This window comes from Burkholderia ubonensis, assembly GCF_902833085.1.
GTDB classification, from domain to species: domain Bacteria; phylum Pseudomonadota; class Gammaproteobacteria; order Burkholderiales; family Burkholderiaceae; genus Burkholderia; species Burkholderia ubonensis.
Window position 1 is genome coordinate 26,325 of the sequence record NZ_CADFEB010000003.1, and the last position, 17,479, is coordinate 43,803.

General features: G+C 70.0%; 15 protein-coding genes. 8 read left to right on the top strand and 7 right to left on the bottom strand.

Annotated elements, in window-relative coordinates; all coding sequences use genetic code 11:
- The first annotated feature begins 5 nt into the window (after positions 1-5).
- From HWX31_RS08040 to HWX31_RS08075, 8 genes are all read left to right on the top strand, one after another.
- Positions 6-1,067: an NAD(P)-binding domain-containing protein gene (locus tag HWX31_RS08040; protein ID WP_174959333.1), complete on the top strand. Its 1,062-nt coding sequence runs from the start codon at positions 6-8 to the stop codon at positions 1,065-1,067.
- A complete protein-coding gene (locus HWX31_RS08045; RefSeq protein WP_174959331.1) occupies positions 1,064-2,287 on the top strand; it encodes a fkbH domain protein in 1,224 nt (407 codons plus the stop codon). The genes HWX31_RS08040 and HWX31_RS08045 overlap by 4 nt, the downstream gene beginning before the upstream one ends.
- Positions 2,284-3,540: a type III PLP-dependent enzyme domain-containing protein gene (locus tag HWX31_RS08050; RefSeq protein WP_174959329.1), complete on the top strand. Its 1,257-nt coding sequence runs from the start codon at positions 2,284-2,286 to the stop codon at positions 3,538-3,540. The genes HWX31_RS08045 and HWX31_RS08050 overlap by 4 nt, the downstream gene beginning before the upstream one ends.
- A gap of 29 nt (positions 3,541-3,569) precedes the next feature.
- A complete protein-coding gene (locus tag HWX31_RS08055; protein WP_174959327.1) occupies positions 3,570-5,465 on the top strand; it encodes an AMP-binding protein in 1,896 nt (631 codons plus the stop codon).
- 10 nt (positions 5,466-5,475) lie between these two features.
- On the top strand, positions 5,476-5,907 hold the full coding sequence (locus tag HWX31_RS08060; RefSeq protein WP_174959325.1) for a hypothetical protein: 432 nt from the start codon (positions 5,476-5,478) through the stop codon (positions 5,905-5,907).
- Between the two features lie 3 nt (positions 5,908-5,910).
- Positions 5,911-6,801 (top strand): ACP S-malonyltransferase, encoded by an 891-nt coding sequence (gene fabD, locus HWX31_RS08065; protein ID WP_174959323.1) that lies wholly within the window; start codon positions 5,911-5,913, stop codon positions 6,799-6,801.
- A 16-nt stretch (positions 6,802-6,817) separates the two neighbouring features.
- Entirely contained in the window at positions 6,818-8,665 is a 1,848-nt protein-coding gene (locus HWX31_RS08070; RefSeq protein WP_174959321.1) for a fatty acyl-AMP ligase, read from the top strand.
- 160 nt (positions 8,666-8,825) lie between these two features.
- Positions 8,826-9,719 (top strand): AEC family transporter, encoded by an 894-nt coding sequence (locus HWX31_RS08075; protein ID WP_174959319.1) that lies wholly within the window; start codon positions 8,826-8,828, stop codon positions 9,717-9,719.
- A 3-nt stretch (positions 9,720-9,722) separates the two neighbouring features.
- On the opposite strand, the gene HWX31_RS08080 is transcribed toward HWX31_RS08075, so the two are convergent.
- From HWX31_RS08080 to HWX31_RS08110, 7 genes are all read right to left on the bottom strand, one after another.
- On the bottom strand, positions 9,723-10,415 hold the full coding sequence (locus HWX31_RS08080) for a LuxR C-terminal-related transcriptional regulator (RefSeq protein ID WP_174959318.1): 693 nt from the start codon (positions 10,413-10,415) through the stop codon (positions 9,723-9,725).
- A gap of 38 nt (positions 10,416-10,453) precedes the next feature.
- A complete protein-coding gene (locus tag HWX31_RS08085) occupies positions 10,454-11,104 on the bottom strand; it encodes a DUF429 domain-containing protein (RefSeq protein ID WP_174959315.1) in 651 nt (216 codons plus the stop codon).
- Positions 11,101-11,625, bottom strand: a complete 525-nt coding sequence (locus HWX31_RS08090; RefSeq protein WP_174959313.1) for an HD domain-containing protein — start codon at positions 11,623-11,625, stop codon at positions 11,101-11,103. The genes HWX31_RS08085 and HWX31_RS08090 overlap by 4 nt, the downstream gene beginning before the upstream one ends.
- Before the next feature lie 31 nt (positions 11,626-11,656).
- A complete protein-coding gene (locus HWX31_RS08095) occupies positions 11,657-15,124 on the bottom strand; it encodes an ATP-binding protein (protein ID WP_174959311.1) in 3,468 nt (1,155 codons plus the stop codon).
- Between the two features lie 3 nt (positions 15,125-15,127).
- Complete coding sequence (locus HWX31_RS08100) at positions 15,128-16,378, bottom strand: metallophosphoesterase family protein (protein ID WP_174959309.1); 1,251 nt, start codon at positions 16,376-16,378, stop codon at positions 15,128-15,130.
- A 130-nt stretch (positions 16,379-16,508) separates the two neighbouring features.
- Positions 16,509-16,664 carry a CbrC family protein gene (locus HWX31_RS08105; protein ID WP_174959307.1) on the bottom strand — a complete coding sequence of 52 codons (156 nt, stop codon included), beginning with the start codon at positions 16,662-16,664 and terminating at the stop codon, positions 16,509-16,511.
- A complete protein-coding gene (locus tag HWX31_RS08110) occupies positions 16,661-17,425 on the bottom strand; it encodes a hypothetical protein (RefSeq protein ID WP_174959370.1) in 765 nt (254 codons plus the stop codon). The genes HWX31_RS08105 and HWX31_RS08110 overlap by 4 nt, the downstream gene beginning before the upstream one ends.
- Positions 17,426-17,479 lie beyond the last annotated feature (54 nt).

Sequence of the window (17,479 nt, forward strand, 5' to 3'; positions counted from 1 at the left end):
CATCCATGAACGATCTCATCTATCAAGACGAACATGCCTCGCTGCAGCCGCTCGAAGGTCTCACCGTGAGCGTGATCGGCTACGGCATCCAGGGCCGCGCGTTCGCCGCGAATCTGCGCGACAGCGGCATATCGGTGCGCGTCGGCAACATCGACGACCGTTACTTCGAACTCGCACGTGCCGAAGGCCATCGCGTGACGGGCATCGCCGAAGCGGTCGCTCACGCGGACATCGTGCTGCTGCTGATCCCGGACGAAGCGCACGGCGCGGTGTTCGACGCCGACATCGCGCCGAACCTGCGCGAAGGCGCGCTGCTGTGCGTCGCGCACGGGCACTCGCTCGTGCAGGGCGAAGTGCGCCCGCTCGCCGGACGCGACCTCGCGATGCTCGCGCCGCGCATGTACGGCGACCCGATCCGCCGCTACTACCTCGCCGGGCAGGGCGCGCCCGCGTACTTCGACATCGTCGCGGACCACACCGGCCGCGCGCGCGACAAGGTGCTCGCGATCGCGCGCGCGGTCGGCTTCACGCGCGCGGGCGTGATGGCGCTGAGCTACCGGCAGGAGACGTTCCTCGACCTGTTCCAGGAGCAGTTCCTCGCGCCCGCGCTCGTCGATCTCGTCGAGACGGGCTTCCAGGTGCTCGTCGAGCGCGGCTTCAACCCGAAGGCCGCGCTGCTCGAAGTCTACGGCTCGGGCGAAATGGGCAAGATGATGCTCGACGGCGCGGACATCGGGCTCGACGAAGTCGTCGCGCTGCAAGGCTCGCCGACCTGCCAGGTCGGCTATCACCGCTGGCGCGGCCGCACGCTGCCCGCCGCCGTGCGCGAGCTGGCCGCGCGCGTGCTCGACCAGATCGACAGCGGCGACTTCTCCGCGTATCTGAAAGAGCATGCGGCGAACGACTACGCGTCGCTCGACGAAGCGCGCCGCGCGGTGCTGACGCGGCCGCTCAACGTCGCGCACGCGGAAGTCCGCGCGGCGTTCCGGTTCCCGACCGAGGCCGCGGGCGGGCTCTACCAGGCGTCGACCGAGGCCGCCGACGCCGAACCGGAGGCCGCGCGATGAGCGCCCGCCTCTATGTCGGCGCGACGTTCACCGCGTCGCCGCTCGATCCGCTGCTGCGCGCGCAAGGCTTCGACGAGGTCGCGTTCACGCGTTACAACCAGCTGCTGCAAGCGCTGCTCGCGCCCGATCCGCAGCACGCGGACGACGCGACACTGCTGCTCGTGCGGCTCGCCGACTTCGTGCGGCACGAAGCGAACGACCGCGCGCAAGCGCCGGACGCGCTCGCCGCGCTGCTCGCGCAACGCGCGGATGCGTGGCTCACTGCGCTCGCATCGTTCGCCGCCGGCCGGGCGACGCCACCTCGCCTCGTCGTGCTGCCGTCGCCCACGCTCGACGCGCGCGGCGCGGCGCTCGCCGACGCGTGCCGCCGGCTCGAACGCGCGCTGCGCGACCTGCCCGGCTTGCGCGTGCTCGATTGGGCCGACTTCGTCGCGTCGAGCGCGATCGCGCAGCCGTTCGATCCGGTCGCGGACAAGCTCGGCCACGTGCCGCTGACGATCGACGGCTTCGCGGCGTTCGCGCGATGGCTCGCCGAGCGCTTGCGCAGCGAAGCCGGCGCCGTCGGCACGTCGACCGGCGCCCCAGCGCCCGCGACGCCCACGCCGTCGCTCGCCCGCTTCTTCGAGCGCCTGCAACTGCGCATCGCGAGCGTCCCGCTCGACGACGAGGCAGCGCTCGCAAAAAGCGCGCGCCTGAGCCATACGGCCGCGACGTTCCACCTGAGCGGCCACGCGTATCTCGAAGCCGACCTGCTCGATGCGACTTCGCGCGACGCGTGCGGACTCGCGCTGACCGTCGCCGACCGCTTCGGCCAATACGGCTGCAGCGGCTTTGCGCTCGTGCGCACCGACGCCGGCCTGCCCGTGCTCGCCGAATTCGTGCTGAGCTGCACGGTGCTCGGCAAGCAGGTCGAGCACGCCGTGCTGCTCGCGCTCGCGCACGCGGCGCAGCGCGCCGCGTTGCCTGCCGTCGCGCTCGACACGATCCGCACGGACGGCAACCAGCCGGCCGTCGACTTCATCGACGCGCTCGCCGCGCAAGCGGGCATCACGATCGATCGAAGCGGCCCGCGTGCGCGGCTGCGCATCGCACCGGCCGCGCTCGCCGATGCGGTGATCGCGTGCGCCAAGGCGCCGCAAGCGCTCGCGGCGACCGCGCAGGCACTCGATCTGGCGCCGCTCTTCTCCCGCTCAACCGCTTCCCTGGCCGCCCATCGATGAACGCGAACCTCGACGCCTTCACACCCGCCGACACTGCGCCGACCGCCGACTGGTGGGCGCGCGACCGGCTGCACTATCGCGACGGCGTGCTGCATTTCTGCGGCCGCAACGTCGCCGAGCTCGCGGCCGCGTTCGCCGAACCGGTGTTCCTGTACGACCCGCAGCGCGCGGTCGACAACGTCGCGCGCCTGCAACACGCGCTCGGCGGCCTGCAACGCGGCGACTTCCGCATCCATTACGCGATGAAGGCGAACCGTTTCCGCCCGCTGCTGTCGGAGCTGCGGCGCTCGCCGGTCTTCGGCATCGACGTATGTTCGCCCGAGGAGCTGCGCGAGGCGCTCGCGTGCGGCTTTGCACCGGCGCGCATCTCGTACACCGCGCACGGGATGATGCCGGACGAGGCCGAGCTCCTCGCCGCGCTGCCGGACGTGCACGTGAACTGCGACACGCTGAGCGCGATCGCGCTGCTCGGCAGCCGCTCGCCCGGACGCGAGATCGGCATTCGCGTGAACCCCGGCGTCGGCATCGGCTACGGCGACAGCGAGCGCCTGAGCTATGCGGGCCCGACCGTCACGAAGTTCGGCATCTACGCGGAGCAGTTCGGCGCGGCGCTCGAACTCGCCGCGCGGCACGGCCTGAACGTGACGTGGCTGCATTGCCACGCGGGCTGCGGCTATCTCGATCCGCAGCTCGCATCGTTCGAGCGCGTGCTCGATGCGCTCGACGCGTTCGTCGCGCGCGTGCCGGGGCTGCGCGGCATCAATCTCGGCGGCGGGCTCGGCCTGCCGCATCGCGCGACCGACCGGCCGCTCGACCTCGAACGCTGGCGCGCAGCCGTGCACGCGCGCTTCGGCACGCGGCCGCTCGCGCTCGCGATCGAGCCCGGCGACTTCATCGCGAAGGACGGCGGCATGCTCGTGCTGCGCGTCGCCTACGTCGAGCTCAAGCGCGACCGCCGCTTCGTCGGGCTGAACGGCGGCTTCAATCTCGCGATCGAGCCCGCGTTCTACGACCTGCCGTGCGAACCCGTCCCGTGCGTGCGGCGGCCGGGCGCCGCGCAATCGGTGTGTCTCGCCGGCAACATCAACGAAGCGCTCGATCTGTGGAGCAACGACGTGAGCCTGCCGCCCGTCGAGCCGGGCGACTTCGTCGCGTTGCTGAACGCGGGCGGCTATGCGTCGTCGATGAGCTCGAACCATTGCCTGCGCGGACAGTTTCGCGAGCTCGCGCTGTTCGACGCCGCACCGCACTAATTCTCATCCCAACGACAAGGAACCCCAGCGTGTCCTCGTTATCAACACAATTGAGCGCTCTCGGCAGCCGGATCTTCACGAGCGCGCCGTTCGGCCCCGGCGTGTCGATGCAGAATCTCGCCGAATGGTCGTCGCTCGCGCACGTCCAGCTGCTCGGCAGGGTTGCCGCCGAGTTCGGCGTCGACATCGACATCGAAGAAGCCTATCGGCTCGACAGCTTCGAGCGGCTGCTGCAGTACATCGAGCGGCAGCGCGGGCCGGGCGGCGACGCGCCGCAAGCATCCGCGACGCCGGACGCGGCGGCCGGCCCGGCCGGCGCGGAGCCCGACACGATCGGCGCGCTGCTGCGCGCGCGCGCCGACACGCTGCCCGACCAGCCGTTCCTGTTTTTCCCCGCCGACGATCGCAGCTACACGTATCGCGCGTTTTACGGGCTTGCACGCGCGGCCGCCGAAACACTGCGCGAGCACGGGCTGCGGCGCGGCGATCGCCTGTCGGTCGTGTTGCCGAACGGCCCGGAGTTCCTCGCGTACTACTTCGGCGCACATCTGCTCGGCGTCGTGTCGGTGCCGGTCAATCCGGCGTTGAGCGCAGCCGAGTGCGCGTACATCGTCCGCAACAGCGGCGCGAAGCTCGTCGTGTTCGACCGGCGCATGGCCAATCTGCGCGATGCAGTGCGCGCCGAGCTCGGCTGCGGCAATGGCGACGATAGCGTCGCGCGCGTCGCCAGCGCGGACGCCGCTTCCGGCTTCGGTCTCGAAGCGCTCGCGGCCGCGGCCGCGCATGCGTCGATCGCGCCCGATCCCGATCTCGCGGCCGACGACGACGCGAGCATCCTCTATACGTCCGGCACGACGGGCCACCCGAAGGGCGTCGTGCTGTCGCACCGCAACCTCCTGTCCGACGCGCGCGCGCTCGTCGACTGGTTCGCGTTCGAGCCCGGCACGCGGACGATGTGCATCCTGCCGCTGTTCCACAACAACGGCCAGGTGATCACGCTGCTGTCGCCGCTGATCGCGGGCGGCAGCTCGGTGATCCTCGAAGGCAAGTCGGCGCTGCCTTCGTTCTGGAAGCTGGTCGACACGTATCGCGTGAACTGGACGAGCGTGATGCCCGCCTTTTTGTCCGCGTTCCTCGAATACGGGCTGAAGCGCACCGACGACACACTGCGCGGTATCGTCTGCGGCGGCCAGGTGCTACTCGACGAAGTGCGCAACCGCTTCGAGAGCGAATACCGCGTGCCGGTGTTCGAAGGCTTCGGGCTCACCGAGACGACGTCGTTCGCGACGATGAACCGCCATCCCGCCGAGCGCCGCCGCTTCGGCTCGATCGGCGTCGCGCTGCCGTGCAACGCGCTGCGGATCGTCGATGCGGACGGCCGCGAGGCAGCGGCGGGCGAAACCGGCGAGATCCTGATCCGCGGCGACAACGTCGCGACGCGCTACCACGCGCGCGCCGAGCTGAGCGCCGAGCGCTTTCGCGACGGCTGGCTGCATACCGGCGACTACGGCTACTGCGACGACGAGGGCAACTACTTCTTCGCGACGCGCGTCGACGACCTCATCGTCAAGGGCGGCGAAAACATCTACCCGGCCGAGATCGAGAACGTGCTGCACGGCTGCGACGACGTCGTCGAATGCGCGGCGCTCGGCGTGCCCGATCCGATCCTCGGGCAGGACGTGTGCGTGTACGTGAAGCTGCGCGCATCGTCGACGCTCGGCCAGGACGACGTTCGCCGCCTGTGCGAAGGCCGCATCGCGCATTACAAGTGCCCGCGGCACGTCGTGCTGCTGAACGGGCTCGACGATCTGCCCGAGCTGCCGAAGGGCCCGACGCGCAAGATTCTCCGCCGCAAGCTGCTCGAGCATTTCGCGACGCTGCGCGAACGGGAGCAGGCGTTGTCCCACGACGTCGACCGGCCATGAAGGAGACGCCATGAAGCTCGTACTGTTCCTGCACCTGGTGTTCGTCGCCGCATGGATGAGCTGCGTGATCGTCGAAGGCATCTTCGAACACGCGATCGATCGGAGTCCGGAGCAGCGATCGTTCATCTCGAACCTGCACTGGGCGACCGACAAGTATGTCGAGATCCCGGCATTCACGATCGTGCTCGTCACGGGCGCGATCCTGCTCGCGCATCGCACGCCGACGCCGCTGCTGCTGACGAAGGTCGCGTTCGGCACGCTCGCGATCGCATTGAACGCCGTATGCGTGTGGATCGTCGTCCGGCGCCGCCACTACGCGGCGCGCGACGACTATGCCGCGTGGGAGCGCATCGATCGCGTGCAGCACAAGCTCGGCGGGATCGTCGCGACCGCGATGCTCGCCGCGCTCGGCATCGGCGGCTACATGTTCGCAGGAGCCTGACACATGAAGGCATTGATTTTTCCCGGCCAGGGCGCGCAGGCGGCGGGCATGGGCGAGGGCCTCTTCGAGCGTTATCCGGAACTCGTCGAAACGGCGGACGATGTGATGGGCCTGTCGGTCGAGCGGCTTTGCCTCGATGATCCGGACGGCCTGCTCGCCGACACCCGCTATGCGCAGCCCGCGATCTTCGTCGTCAACGCGCTGCACCTCGCCGCATGGCGCGACGCGCACGACGACGCCGACGTCTGGCTCGCCGGCCACAGCCTCGGCGAATACAGCGCGCTTCTCGCCGCAGGTACGTTCGACTTCCGCACCGGGCTCGAGATCGTCAAGCGGCGCGGCGAGCTGTTCGCATCGGTAAGCGGCGGTGCGATGGCGGCCATCGTCGGCGTCACCGCCGCCGAGCTCGGTCGCCGGTTGCGCGACGCCGGCCTCGACGACGTCGATCTCGCGAACTTCAACAGCGCCGAGCAGACCGTGATCGCGGGTCCGGCCGCGTCGGTCGACGCCGCCGCGCGCAGGCTCGATGCGTGCGGCGACGTCACCGTGCTTCCGTTGAAGGTGAGCGGCGCCTTTCACTCGCGCTGCATGACGCCGCTCAAGCCGGCGTTCGAAGCGTTCATCGCGCGCTTCGCGCTCGCCCAGCCCGCGCGGCCCGTCGTGTCGAACGTGACCGCGCGCCCCTACCAGCCGCCCGGCACGCCCGCCGACTATCTCGTCGAGCAGCTCGACCAGCCGGTGCGCTGGCGCGACAGCGTCCGCGCCATGCTGCGCGCGGGCGTCGACGAATGGGTCGAGCTCGGCCCCGGCCGCCGGATTCTCACGCGTCTGGTCGAAGCGATCCGGCGCGAACCCGCCGAGCGGCCCGCCGCGTTGCAACCCGCTCCCCTTTGAAGAGGCTCGATCCGACATGTCATCCATTCAGTCCGCCCTCGCCGCCTGTCGCTCGCTGACCGCGCCGCCGCCGCTCGCGCCCGCGGCGAATTTCGCCGACGTGCTGCGCTTTCGCGCCGAGACGACGCCCGACGAATTCGCGTACGGCTACCTCGGCTTCGGCCGCATGCCGGATCGCGTGATGCGCTACGGCGACATCCATCGCCGCGCGCTCGCGATCGCGCGCGAAATCGTCGCGCACGGCCGGCCGGGCGATCCCGTGCTGCTGATCTTCCCGTCCGCCGCCGATTTCATCGAAGCGTTCTTCGGCTGCCTGTACGCGGGCCGCATGGCCGTGCCGGCGCTGCCGCCGCGCACCGAGAAGGAACGCCGCCGGCTGATCTCGATCGCGCGCGACTGCGCGCCGTCGTTCGCGATCTGCGGCAACGGCGAGATGGACACAGTGCGCGCCGAGCTGAGCGCGGCGGGCATCGTCGCGCCGCCGTGCCGTGAAGTGGGCGCGATTCCCGGCGACAACGTCGACGCCGGCAACCTCGGCGACGCCGCGCCCGCGCTGCCCGCCGTCGCGCCGGACAGCATCGCGTTCCTCCAGTACACGTCCGGCTCGACGTCCGATCCGAAGGGCGTGATGGTCGGCCACGACAACCTGCTCGCGAATTCGCGGCTGCTGTACCGGCACTTCGGCGGCGACCGCGCGCGCTGGCTGGGCGTGTCGTGGCTGCCGCATTATCACGACATGGGGCTGATCCTCGGGATCCTGCAGCCGATCTATGCGGGGCGGCCCGCTGTGTTCATGTCGCCGCAGGATTTCCTGCAACGGCCGACGCGCTGGCTGCATGCGGTCTCCGAGTACGGCGCGACCTGCAGCGGCGCACCGAGCTTTGCGTACGATCTTTGCCAACGACGCGCGGATCGCATGGATGTCGGCGCGCTCGATCTCTCTACGTGGGCGTGCGCTTTCAACGGTGCGGAGCCGGTACAGCCGCGGATCATGCGCAAATTTGCCGACGCGTTCGCGTCCGCCGGCTTTCGCTACGACGCGTTCGCGCCGTGCTACGGGCTCGCGGAGCTGACGCTCGTCGCAACGTCGACGCAGATCGGCGCGCCCGTCGTGATCCGGCGCGCGGACCACGCGGCGCTCGCCGACGGACGCTTCGAGCCGCACCAGGGCGACGGCCGGTCGATCGACGTCGTGTCGGTCGGCGCGCTCGCGGATGCGGACCAGACGTTCCTCATCGTCGATCCGGCGACGGGCGATACGCAGCCTGCGGCCAGGATCGGCGAGATCTGCGTCGCGAGCGACAGCGTCTGCCACGGCTACTTCGGCCGCCCGGACGCGACCGACGCGACGTTCCGCGCATACCGCTCCGACGCGTTTCCGCATGGCATGCTGCGCACGGGCGACCTCGGCTTCGTCGACGATCGCGGCCACCTGTTCATCGCCGGGCGGATCAAGGACCTGCTTATCCTGAACGGCGTGAACTACTATCCGCAGGACATCGAAGGCGCGGTGCTGAACGTGTCCGACCAGATTCGCCCGAACCGGCTCGCGGCGATCATGGTCGAGCGCGACGGGCAGGCGGGCGTCGTCGTCGTGCTCGAGGCGATCGGCCAGTTCGACCTCGCCGCGCTCGCGCCGGAAATCAGCCGCGAAGTATGGGACGCGTGCCAGTTGACGCTGAGCGGCGTCATCCGCGTGAAGAAGGGCGAGATCCACACGACGTCGAGCGGCAAGATCCAGCGTGCGACCTGCGCGAAAATGCTCGCGGACGGCACGTACACGATCGAGGATGCGTATCTGCACGACGCCGCGCAGGCATGGCTCGCGCCCGTGATCGAACGGTGCGCGTCGGCCGCGCTCTGATCCGGCGCATCCTCGCATCGCGCGCGCTGCCGGGGTATAGTCCGGCGGGGCGCGCGCCCGGTCCGTCGCCTCCGGCGGGGTCCCGCGCCGGCTTTCGACACCCACCCGCACGGGTGGCCCGCCGGGCCTTCCGGCATCCGATTCGTTCAAACGCCGCTCGATGGCTTCGTTGATTCTCGTTCTCGCCTGCCTCGTCGCAGGCGCCGCGCTCGCGCGCAGCAAGCGCCTGCCGGCCAACTTCCCGGCCAGCCTCAATTTCTTCGCGATCCAGATTTCGCTGCCCGCGCTCGTGCTGCAGCATCTGCACAAGATCGCGTTCGGCGCGGACGTGCTATGGCTGTTCGCGACGCCCGCGATCGTGTTCGCGGCGACCGCCGCGCTCGCGCTCGCCGCGGGCGCGCTGCTGCGCCTCGACAAGGCCACGGTCGGCTGCCTGACGCTCGTCTGCGGCACGAGCAACACGTCGATCGTCGGCGTGCCGGTCGTGCAGGCGCTGATCGGGAGCGCCGCGATCGGCCATGCGCTCGTCGTCGACCAGGCGAACTTCATCGTGATGTGCACGGCGGGCCTCATCGTCGCCGACCTGTACGCAGGCGGCACGATGAGCTGGCGCGGCGTCGCGCGGCAACTCGCCGGCTATCGGCCGATCCAGGCGATGGTGCTGGCGCTGCTGCTGCGGCCGGTACCGTTCCCGCCCGTGGTCGAGGACGTGCTGACCGCGCTCGGCGCCACCCTCACGCCGATCGCGATGATCTCGGTCGGCGCGAGCTTCAGCCTGCGCAGCGCGCGCGACGCCGCACGCAATTTCATGGTCGGCATCGGCCTCAAGCTGCTCGTCGTGCCGGCGATCGTGCTCGCCTGCGGGCTCTACGTGTTCTCGCAGCGGGGCGTGCCGCTCGCCGTCGCGCTAGTGCAGGCGGCGATGCCGCCGATGATCATCGCGGGGCTCATCGCCATCGACAAGAAGCTCGATCCGCCGCTCGCGGGCGCGCTGATGACGCTCGGCGTACCCGCGTCGATCGCCGCCGCGTGGCTATGGTTTCAATTGACCTAACCATCAATCGACACGCCCACCACCCAACGTCCTCATGTAGTCGAACAACTCGCAATCAGTCGACACGCCGAGTTTTTCCATACCGGAACGTTTGTGTCGACTGACCGTCTTGACACTGCGCTTGAGGCGCTCGGCCACCTCGGCAGCGGACAACCCCGTCACGAACAGCAGCAGGATTTCGACTTCCCGAGGCGACAGGTGGCTCGCACCCCGAAGGCAGGGCGCGCTTTCGAGGCATCTTCGTATCATCGCGGAGCGATAACGCCGCCCCGAAGCGGCCGACCGTATTGCCAGCAGCAGCTCACCCGGCGGGTCGGCCTTGCTGACGAGCGCGGCGACACCCAGGCGCCAGATCTCCCGATAGATGGCGCAATTTTCCGCGACGGTGAAGACCACGATCGGCAGTGCAGGGAAATTGCGTCGCACGTACCCCAGCATACGCAATCCGCCCCCCTGCCTGTCGCCTTCGAACATGAAGCTGGTCACCAGCACGTCACACGCGTCCGAGTGCAGTATCGCGATCAGCGTCGCGCTGTCCGACACGCGATGCGTCACGGAGCCGATGCCATGACTCGCGACCACGCGCTCCACACCCAACGCAAATATCGGCTGGTCGTCCGCAACAATAAGGTCTAGCGTCATGCCGGAAAAATAACGCGTCACCGGCGCAGGACGACGCGCGACGCGAACCGGCATACGCGCAAGCGAACGCGCCCGCGCGGAAGTCGGCGCAACTACGGCGCACGCGTCATGGGCACCCGGATGTATCCGCCTTCGGCATCCCCATAAACGTCGGCGCATCCTTCGATCACGAATCGCGCGGTCAGCGCGCACAGCGCGGCGTCTCTCGCATCGACGGAAGTCAGCGTCGCGGCGTCGATTCCCATCCTTTCCAGCAACTGCCTGCGCTGAACGCGCTTCTGCTTCGCGGATGCAACGTCCTTGCCCAGCAGCGCGCACGCGATCGCATGCGGATAGGTCTCGAAGCTGACGCGCCCGCCCGCGTAGTGCGGCGCGGTCAGCAGCGGGTACGCGTCGGCAAGCGCCCGATAGACCCGTTCGCCGACGAACATCCAGTCGTAGAAGCCGGTAGTGTTGGCCAGCGCGCGCTCGCGCGTCGGCGTCGAGAACAACGAAATCCGTTCACGCACCAGCGCACGCTCGGCCGGCCGATGGCCTTCGCCGGCCCACCATCGGCACGGCGAATCGACACCGACGGCCACGACCTCGTGCTCGAGACACAGCGACGGCAGCGCTTCCGGCGCGACGCCGTCGGCGCGATACACGACCGACGTGCCGCACAGGATCACGAGATCGCATTGCTTCCGGTTGCCGCCCACGTCGACGCCGGCGACGCAAGCCGATCGCTTCGCGCGCACGGTCACGCCGACGGCCGCGCGTCGTACGCGGCGTCGAAGATGGCTTCGAGCCCCGGATGCACGCCGCGCATGCGGTCGACCACGGCCTTGGCCCAGTCGAAATACGCCTGCCTGCGTTCGAGCGGCCAGTCCGCGGGCGGATGCCGCGCGACATCGCGCACGTTGCAGATCTTGTCGGCCAGCTTGACCAGCTTCGCGCGGCGGCTGATGTGCGCCGCGTGTTCGATCTGCAGGCGCTTGCGCTCGTCCTTCGGCAGCGACTTGTCGTCCGTTACTTCCATCACGATATCCGCGACGTCCTTGCCGAACAGGCGCAGCAACTCCTGCTCGTTCGTCTCCGTATCCTCGACCGTGTCGTGCAGCACCGCCGCGACGATCACGCGCTCGTCCTCGATGCCGGCCTCGTTGGCCAGCACGTCGGCCAGTGCGATCGGATGATTGATGTACGGCGACGCTTCGTCGTCTTTACGCCGCTGATTGCGATGCTTGTCCGCCGCGAACGCGATGGCTGCCACCAGCTTACTCATGATTACCTCCAAAGTGCCCAGAAGTACGAACTTACGCGGCCGCCGGCTCGCGCTGCAGCGCCACCACGTTGACCCGTTCGCCGAACACCGCCTTCACCAGCGGCAGCAGATGGTCGTGGTGCGTGAGGAACAGCACCTGCGTGCGCGTCGACAGGTCGCGCAGCGCCTCGAGCCCCGCCTTCGCGCGCGCGTCGTCGAAGTTGATGAACAGGTCGTCGGCAACGAACGGCAGCGCGGTCCGGTTGCGCAGCTGCAGTTCGAGCGCGGCGATCCGCAACGCCAGGAACAGCTGGTCGCGCGTCCCTTCGCTCATGCCCGTCACCTCGACCGACGCGCCCTTCGTCCGCTTCGCATGGAGCGCGGGCGGTGTGCGCTCGGTATCGACCGTCAGCCGCGCAAACTCGCCCAGCGTGAGCCCCGCGAAGATTTCCCCGGCGCGCTTGAGCATCGGCCCCTGCTTCTGGTCGCGATAGCGATCCGTCGCCCACTTCAGCAGCCGGCTCGCCGTCGCGGCCTCCAGATACTGCTCGGCGGCGTCGCCCATCGCGGCCAGCGCTTCCTGCCGCTTCGCCTCGGCGACGGCCGCATTCGCCTGGCCGTCGATCGCGCCGAACGCCTGCTCCGCGACCACCTGCTTCTGCGCCAGCTCGTTCAGGCGCCTGCCGACATCGCCCAGCGCCTGCTTCGCCGACTCGAGCAGCGCCGGCACGTCGGCGAGGTCCTGTTCCGCGATCTCGGCCTCGATCGCTTCCTGCGAAAAGCCGTCGCCATCACGCACGAGCGCCTCCTGCGCCGCATCGACCGACTGCCGCAGCTGACGATGCCGATCGGAGCGCTCGGCGAGCGGCAGCGCCGCGTCGATCGCCTCCACGCCGGCCATCTCGAGGAGCGGCTGAATCCTGGCGTTCGCGCCCGCAACCGCGGCAACGGCATCGGCAACCTTGCCCTCGGCGTGCCGGATCGCGTCGTCGGCCCGTTCGATCGCTTTCGCGGTCTCCGTCGCGGCCGCGAGCCGCGCCGTCAGCCGGCGCGCGACTTCCGGCCAGTTGCCGGCGGCCAGCAGCTCGGGATCGAGCACTTCGGCCAGCCGCCGCGCGTCGCGCTCCAGCGCGGCCAGGTCGGCGCGGATCGCGGCGATGCGGCTGCGCGGCGCGTCCGCGGCGGCCAGTTCCGCGGCGACGGCGTTCGCCAGCTCGACCGCGCCCTCCGCCGCCGCAAGCGTCACCGCGCTCGTGGTGAGCCGCGCGTCCGCCAGCGCCTCCCGCCATTGCGCCTGCCACGCGTCATAGGCCACCTGCGCGTGATCGGCTTTCGCCTGTGCGCCCGCACGCGCGCGCTCGACCTGTCGCACCTGATCCTCCAGGCTGCCCTGCTGCGCGATCGATTTCTCCGCCGACTGCACGAACGACTCCGCGGCAGCGACGAGCGCCGCGAGCCCGTCGTCGCTGCCGCGCGACACCGCCCGCAACGCGGACTGCAGCGCCGCCTCGGCCGCCACGCGCGCGGCGCGCGTCGATTCGAGCTCGTGCGCCTGACGCTCGTATTCGGCTTGCGCGGCAAACACCATTTCGCGCTTCGCCAGCCAGTCGTTCATGTCGGCCAGCGGCATGCCCGGCACGCCGGCGGCCGTCGCGAGCCGCGTCCACGCGTCCCGGTGCGCGGACAGTTCCTGCTCGCGTTCGCCCACTGCGGCCTGCCTGCGCGTCACGCCGGTACGGGCGGACTCGACCTGCTGCCGCAGCGACTGCAGCGTCGCCGCCGCCTGCGTCGTGCCGAGCCGGGAATCGACGAGCTCGTCCGCGAGCCGGATCGCGTCGTCGACCGCCGGCGCGCCCGCGTCGAGACCGACCGCGCCGCGCTTGATGTCGCCCCACGCGCCGTCGCGGCGCGCGCGCGCCGCCAGCACGTCCGCGGTCGTGACGACCTTGTGGTTTTCGGCGAAGTGCTTTTCCTGCAATTCGAGCCGCTCGAGCTCCTCGCGAGCATGATCCAGCGCGTCACGCGCCGCCGCGACCGCGCCCGCATGCTCGTTGTCGTCCTTTTGCCACGCGACGAGCCGCGCCGTCGACGGCAGGTCGAGCGTGCGCAGCGCCGCCACGGGCTTGCGCCACTGCCCGAGCCCGTCGAGCGCGTCCGTCAGCGCGCGTTCCGCCAGCGCGACCTCGCGCTCGAGCGCCTGCTCCCGCGATGCGCTGTTCCTGAAGCCCTGCGCGTCGGCGAGCGCGATGCGCAGCGCCTCGGGCGCCTCGACCGTCGACAGCCGGTCGAGCTGGTCCTGCAGTTGCGCAAGCTCGCGCACCTTCTCGTCGAGCGATTCGCGCGCGCCGATCAGCGCCTGATGCAGTGCGCCGTGTTCGCGCAGCAGGTTGGTGACCGTCTTCAGCGACAGCGCCTTCGGCAGCGCCGCGCGCAGCGCCGCTTCGTCCGCGGGCCAGCCGAGCTGCGCCGCGGCGCCGAACGCGGCCAGCAGATGGCGCTCGACTTCCGCGTCGCGCAGCAGCAGATCCTGCGGATGATTCGCGCACGCGCTGCGCAGCCGGTCGAGCGCGTCGATGTCGGCGGACAGCGCGAGCGCGTCGCCGTCCGCGACGATCGCATCGCGCGCGTGCCGCTTGGCGGCGAGATCGGTGCGCCGCTCTTCCAGCACCTTCCGCTCCGCCGCGAGATCGCCCTGCGCCTTCAGCAGATCCGCTTGGGCGGTCGGCGGCAGCTCGACGACCGGGCCGAGCTCGGCCAGCGCGGCTTCCTTGACCGTCAGCTCCTTCAGATACGGCGCGAGCCGCCGCACGCGCTCGAGCTTCGAGCGCAGCGATTCGAGCCGGCGCTGCTCGGCGCGCGCCCGTTCGATCTCCTGATCGACGGCTTCGCGGGCCTCCTTGCGGTCGACCCAGTCCCGCGTGCGCACCTGCACCGCCTTCAGTTCGCCCACCGCTTCGTTGAAGGACGTCTCGGCCACCGCGAACGCGCTGCCGCTGCGCCGCGGCGCCCACAGCTCGCCCGAGCGCGCTTCCAGCTCCTCGCGCACCGGCCCGAGACTGCCGACGCCCGCCGCCGATTCGAACAGCACCTGGCCGAGCTTGTCGGACGCATCGAGAATGCTCCTGCCGCCCTCGACCAGCCGCCCGTGATCGAGCCCGAACATCTGCTCGAAGAATTCCTTGCTCGCGCCGTCGAGGACGGCCGCCAGATAGTCGTCCGGCAGCCGCTCGTCGGCCGGCGTGCGCAGCGGCGTGCGGCCCCTCGCGCGATGGAACGCCATCTCGCCGGCCGCGCCTTCGAGCACGCCGCCGATCCGCAGCTCCGGCGTGCTGTGGAGGAAATCGAGCGGCGTCTGCAGCTTCATTCCGAACAGCAGCTCCGACACGGCGGTCCGGATCGTCGACTTGCCGGCCTCGTTGGGCCCGACGATCACATGAAAATCGTGGTCCGCGCGCGGAAAGCCGAGCGCCGCGTCGGTGAATTTGCCGTACTTGATCAGGTCGAGTCGCTTGATGCGCATCGTTCACTCCCCCTGGGCCAGGCGCGCCAGCAACGCGGGGCCGACCTGCTGCACCAGTGCCGTCAGCTCGCCGGAGCGCGCCAGCGACAGCAGCGGCACCTCCTCCTTCACCTCGCTGCGCACCTTGCCGACGAACGGCTTCAGGTCGCGTTCGAGCAGCGCGAGAAATTCCGGATCGTGCGCGGCGTCCGCGAGGATCTGCTTCAGATCCTCCAGCGCCTCGAGCTGCTCGGTCTCGCCATGCGACAGGTCCATCGCGGACGTCGCGACCTTGACCTTCTCTAGCCACAACCGCTCGTTGCCGATGATGCCGATCTGGTTCAGCACTTCCGCGCGCAGCTGCGTCGCGCGCCCGAAGAACAGGCCGTGCGCGGGCGTGCGGCCCGTGACCGTCACGCGCACCGCGCGCGGCACGTGGCCGTCGACCGTCAGCAGCGCTTCCAGCGACTGGCCGATCTTCCGCGCGAGATCGGCGATCGTGACGCAATCGGCCGCATCGACCGCGACGGCCTCCCAGCGCAGCACGTCGAGATACAGGCGCTCGACGCGCGTCTCGCCGCCCTCGACCGTCACGAGCACCGCGCCGCGCCGGCCCGTCTCGCGGATGTGCCGGCCCTGCAGGTTCCCCGGAAACACGATCGTCGACGGCCCCGACCATTGCTGGAACTCGTGGACGTGCCCGAGCGCCCAGTAGTCGTAGCCTTTCGCGTGCAGCTCCGCGAGCGTGCAGGGCGCGTAGCTCGCATGCGCCGTGTAGCCCTCGAGCGCCGTATGCAGCACGCCGATGTTGTAGCAGCCGGGCACGGGTTCCGGATAGCCGAGCGCGAGATTCTCGACGACCGCCTTGTCCTTGAAGCTCTGCCCGTGCAGCGCCACGTTGAATTCGGGCAGGCGATGGACTTCCGGCTTGCGGTGGCTGAACACCGTGACGTTGTCCGGCAGCGTGAGCTTCCTGGTCATCTCGCTCTCGGCGTCGTGGTTGCCCCACAGCACGAACGCGCGGATGCCCGCCTTGCGCAGGCGCCCCATCTGCTGGCCGAAGAAGATGCCCGTGTTGTGATCCTTCCAGTCGCCGTCGTAGAGATCGCCGGCAATGACGAGAAAGGCCACCTCCTCCTCGATCGCGCGGTCCACGAGCTGCCGCAGCGCGTCGCGCGACGCGTTGCGCAGCTGCGCGGCCGGCGCATCGGGGTAGGCGCTCAGGCCGTGCAGCGGGCTGTCCAGGTGAATGTCTGCCGCGTGGATGAACTTCACGACGATTCCTTTGATGCGTAGCGGGGAACGGCCGGTGCGCGCTGCCGCCGGGTGCGGCGGCAGCGCGCCGAACCGGCGTCAACCGGCAGATTGTAGTGGCCAATTCGCTGCGGCACGCAAGGCCCGGCCGTCAGTCGAAGTCCTGATAGCCGCCCGGCGCGCCGCAATGCCTGCGCCGGAACACATACGCCGTCGGCGATCCGTCCTTGTCGAGCGCGGCAAGGAGGCGATTCCATTCGGATCCTTCCGGCAATCCGGTCGAATGCCGGATCGCCGCGCCGGTCATTCGCCGCGCGGCGCGGGCGGCGGCGCATAGCGATCGTCGTTGCCCGGGAACGGATTCGCCTTGCGGCGCAACGCGTCTTCGTCGTCCTTCTGCGCGAACAGCGCGACGCCGATCACGCCGACGTTCGCCGTATCGCCGAACTTCGCGTTCGCGACATAGCTGTCCGGCACCGACGCGAACCGGAATGCCGCGACCTCGTCCTGGCTCTTGCGGAAGCCTTCGATCGTCAGCGTGCGGCCCGGATAGAGCACGTAGCCGCCGTTCGTGTAGCTGCCCGGGCGCCCGGACAGCACGTCGAGCCCGTCGACCGTCGACACGACCTCGAACGTGCGGCGCCCCTGGTTGCGCAGCACGATCACGTAGCGTGCGCCCTCGACGCCCGCCATGTGCCAGCGGCCGTCGCTGCGCGCGACGCGCAGCGGCGCGCCGCGCTCGTCCGCGAAGGACAGCGCGACGTCGCCGTTCGCGAGCGCGACCCGCGTCGGCAGCGTACGCGCCGTTGCGGCGGCCGGACGTCCGGGCAGCGCGTCGTTGTAGTAGACCGACGCCACGTCGGTCGGCGCGGTCGGGTTCGCACGCTCGAAATCGACGCGGCGCGTCTCGGAGCGCACCGCCTCGCCCCATGCGGTGCCGAGCCCGCGACGCTCGCCGGCGTCCGGCGCGGCGGAAGAGGCCGTGGCGGCGGGCGGCGGGAACGACGAACTGCAGGCGGCAAGCCAGAGCGCGCAGACAAGCGCAAGCAGACGGAACAGGACGGTCATGGTCATCGATTCTCGGAATGTTATCGGCCGCGCCGGGGCCCGGGCGCGGCATTT

What these genes read in the sequence shown, in the direction of transcription:
- HWX31_RS08040 (WP_174959333.1), top strand. Translation starts at nt 6, where the DNA reads ATGAACGATCTCATCTATCAAGACGAACATGCCTCGCTGCAGCCGCTC.
- HWX31_RS08045 (WP_174959331.1), top strand. Translation starts at nt 1,064, where the DNA reads ATGAGCGCCCGCCTCTATGTCGGCGCGACGTTCACCGCGTCGCCGCTC.
- HWX31_RS08050 (WP_174959329.1), top strand. Translation starts at nt 2,284, where the DNA reads ATGAACGCGAACCTCGACGCCTTCACACCCGCCGACACTGCGCCGACC.
- HWX31_RS08060 (WP_174959325.1), top strand. Translation starts at nt 5,476, where the DNA reads ATGAAGCTCGTACTGTTCCTGCACCTGGTGTTCGTCGCCGCATGGATG.
- fabD (WP_174959323.1), top strand. Translation starts at nt 5,911, where the DNA reads ATGAAGGCATTGATTTTTCCCGGCCAGGGCGCGCAGGCGGCGGGCATG.
- HWX31_RS08070 (WP_174959321.1), top strand. Translation starts at nt 6,818, where the DNA reads ATGTCATCCATTCAGTCCGCCCTCGCCGCCTGTCGCTCGCTGACCGCG.
- HWX31_RS08075 (WP_174959319.1), top strand. Translation starts at nt 8,826, where the DNA reads ATGGCTTCGTTGATTCTCGTTCTCGCCTGCCTCGTCGCAGGCGCCGCG.
- HWX31_RS08080 (WP_174959318.1), bottom strand. Translation starts at nt 10,415, where the DNA reads ATGCCGGTTCGCGTCGCGCGTCGTCCTGCGCCGGTGACGCGTTATTTT.
- HWX31_RS08090 (WP_174959313.1), bottom strand. Translation starts at nt 11,625, where the DNA reads ATGAGTAAGCTGGTGGCAGCCATCGCGTTCGCGGCGGACAAGCATCGC.
- HWX31_RS08095 (WP_174959311.1), bottom strand. Translation starts at nt 15,124, where the DNA reads ATGCGCATCAAGCGACTCGACCTGATCAAGTACGGCAAATTCACCGAC.
- HWX31_RS08105 (WP_174959307.1), bottom strand. Translation starts at nt 16,664, where the DNA reads ATGACCGGCGCGGCGATCCGGCATTCGACCGGATTGCCGGAAGGATCC.
- HWX31_RS08110 (WP_174959370.1), bottom strand. Translation starts at nt 17,425, where the DNA reads ATGACCGTCCTGTTCCGTCTGCTTGCGCTTGTCTGCGCGCTCTGGCTT.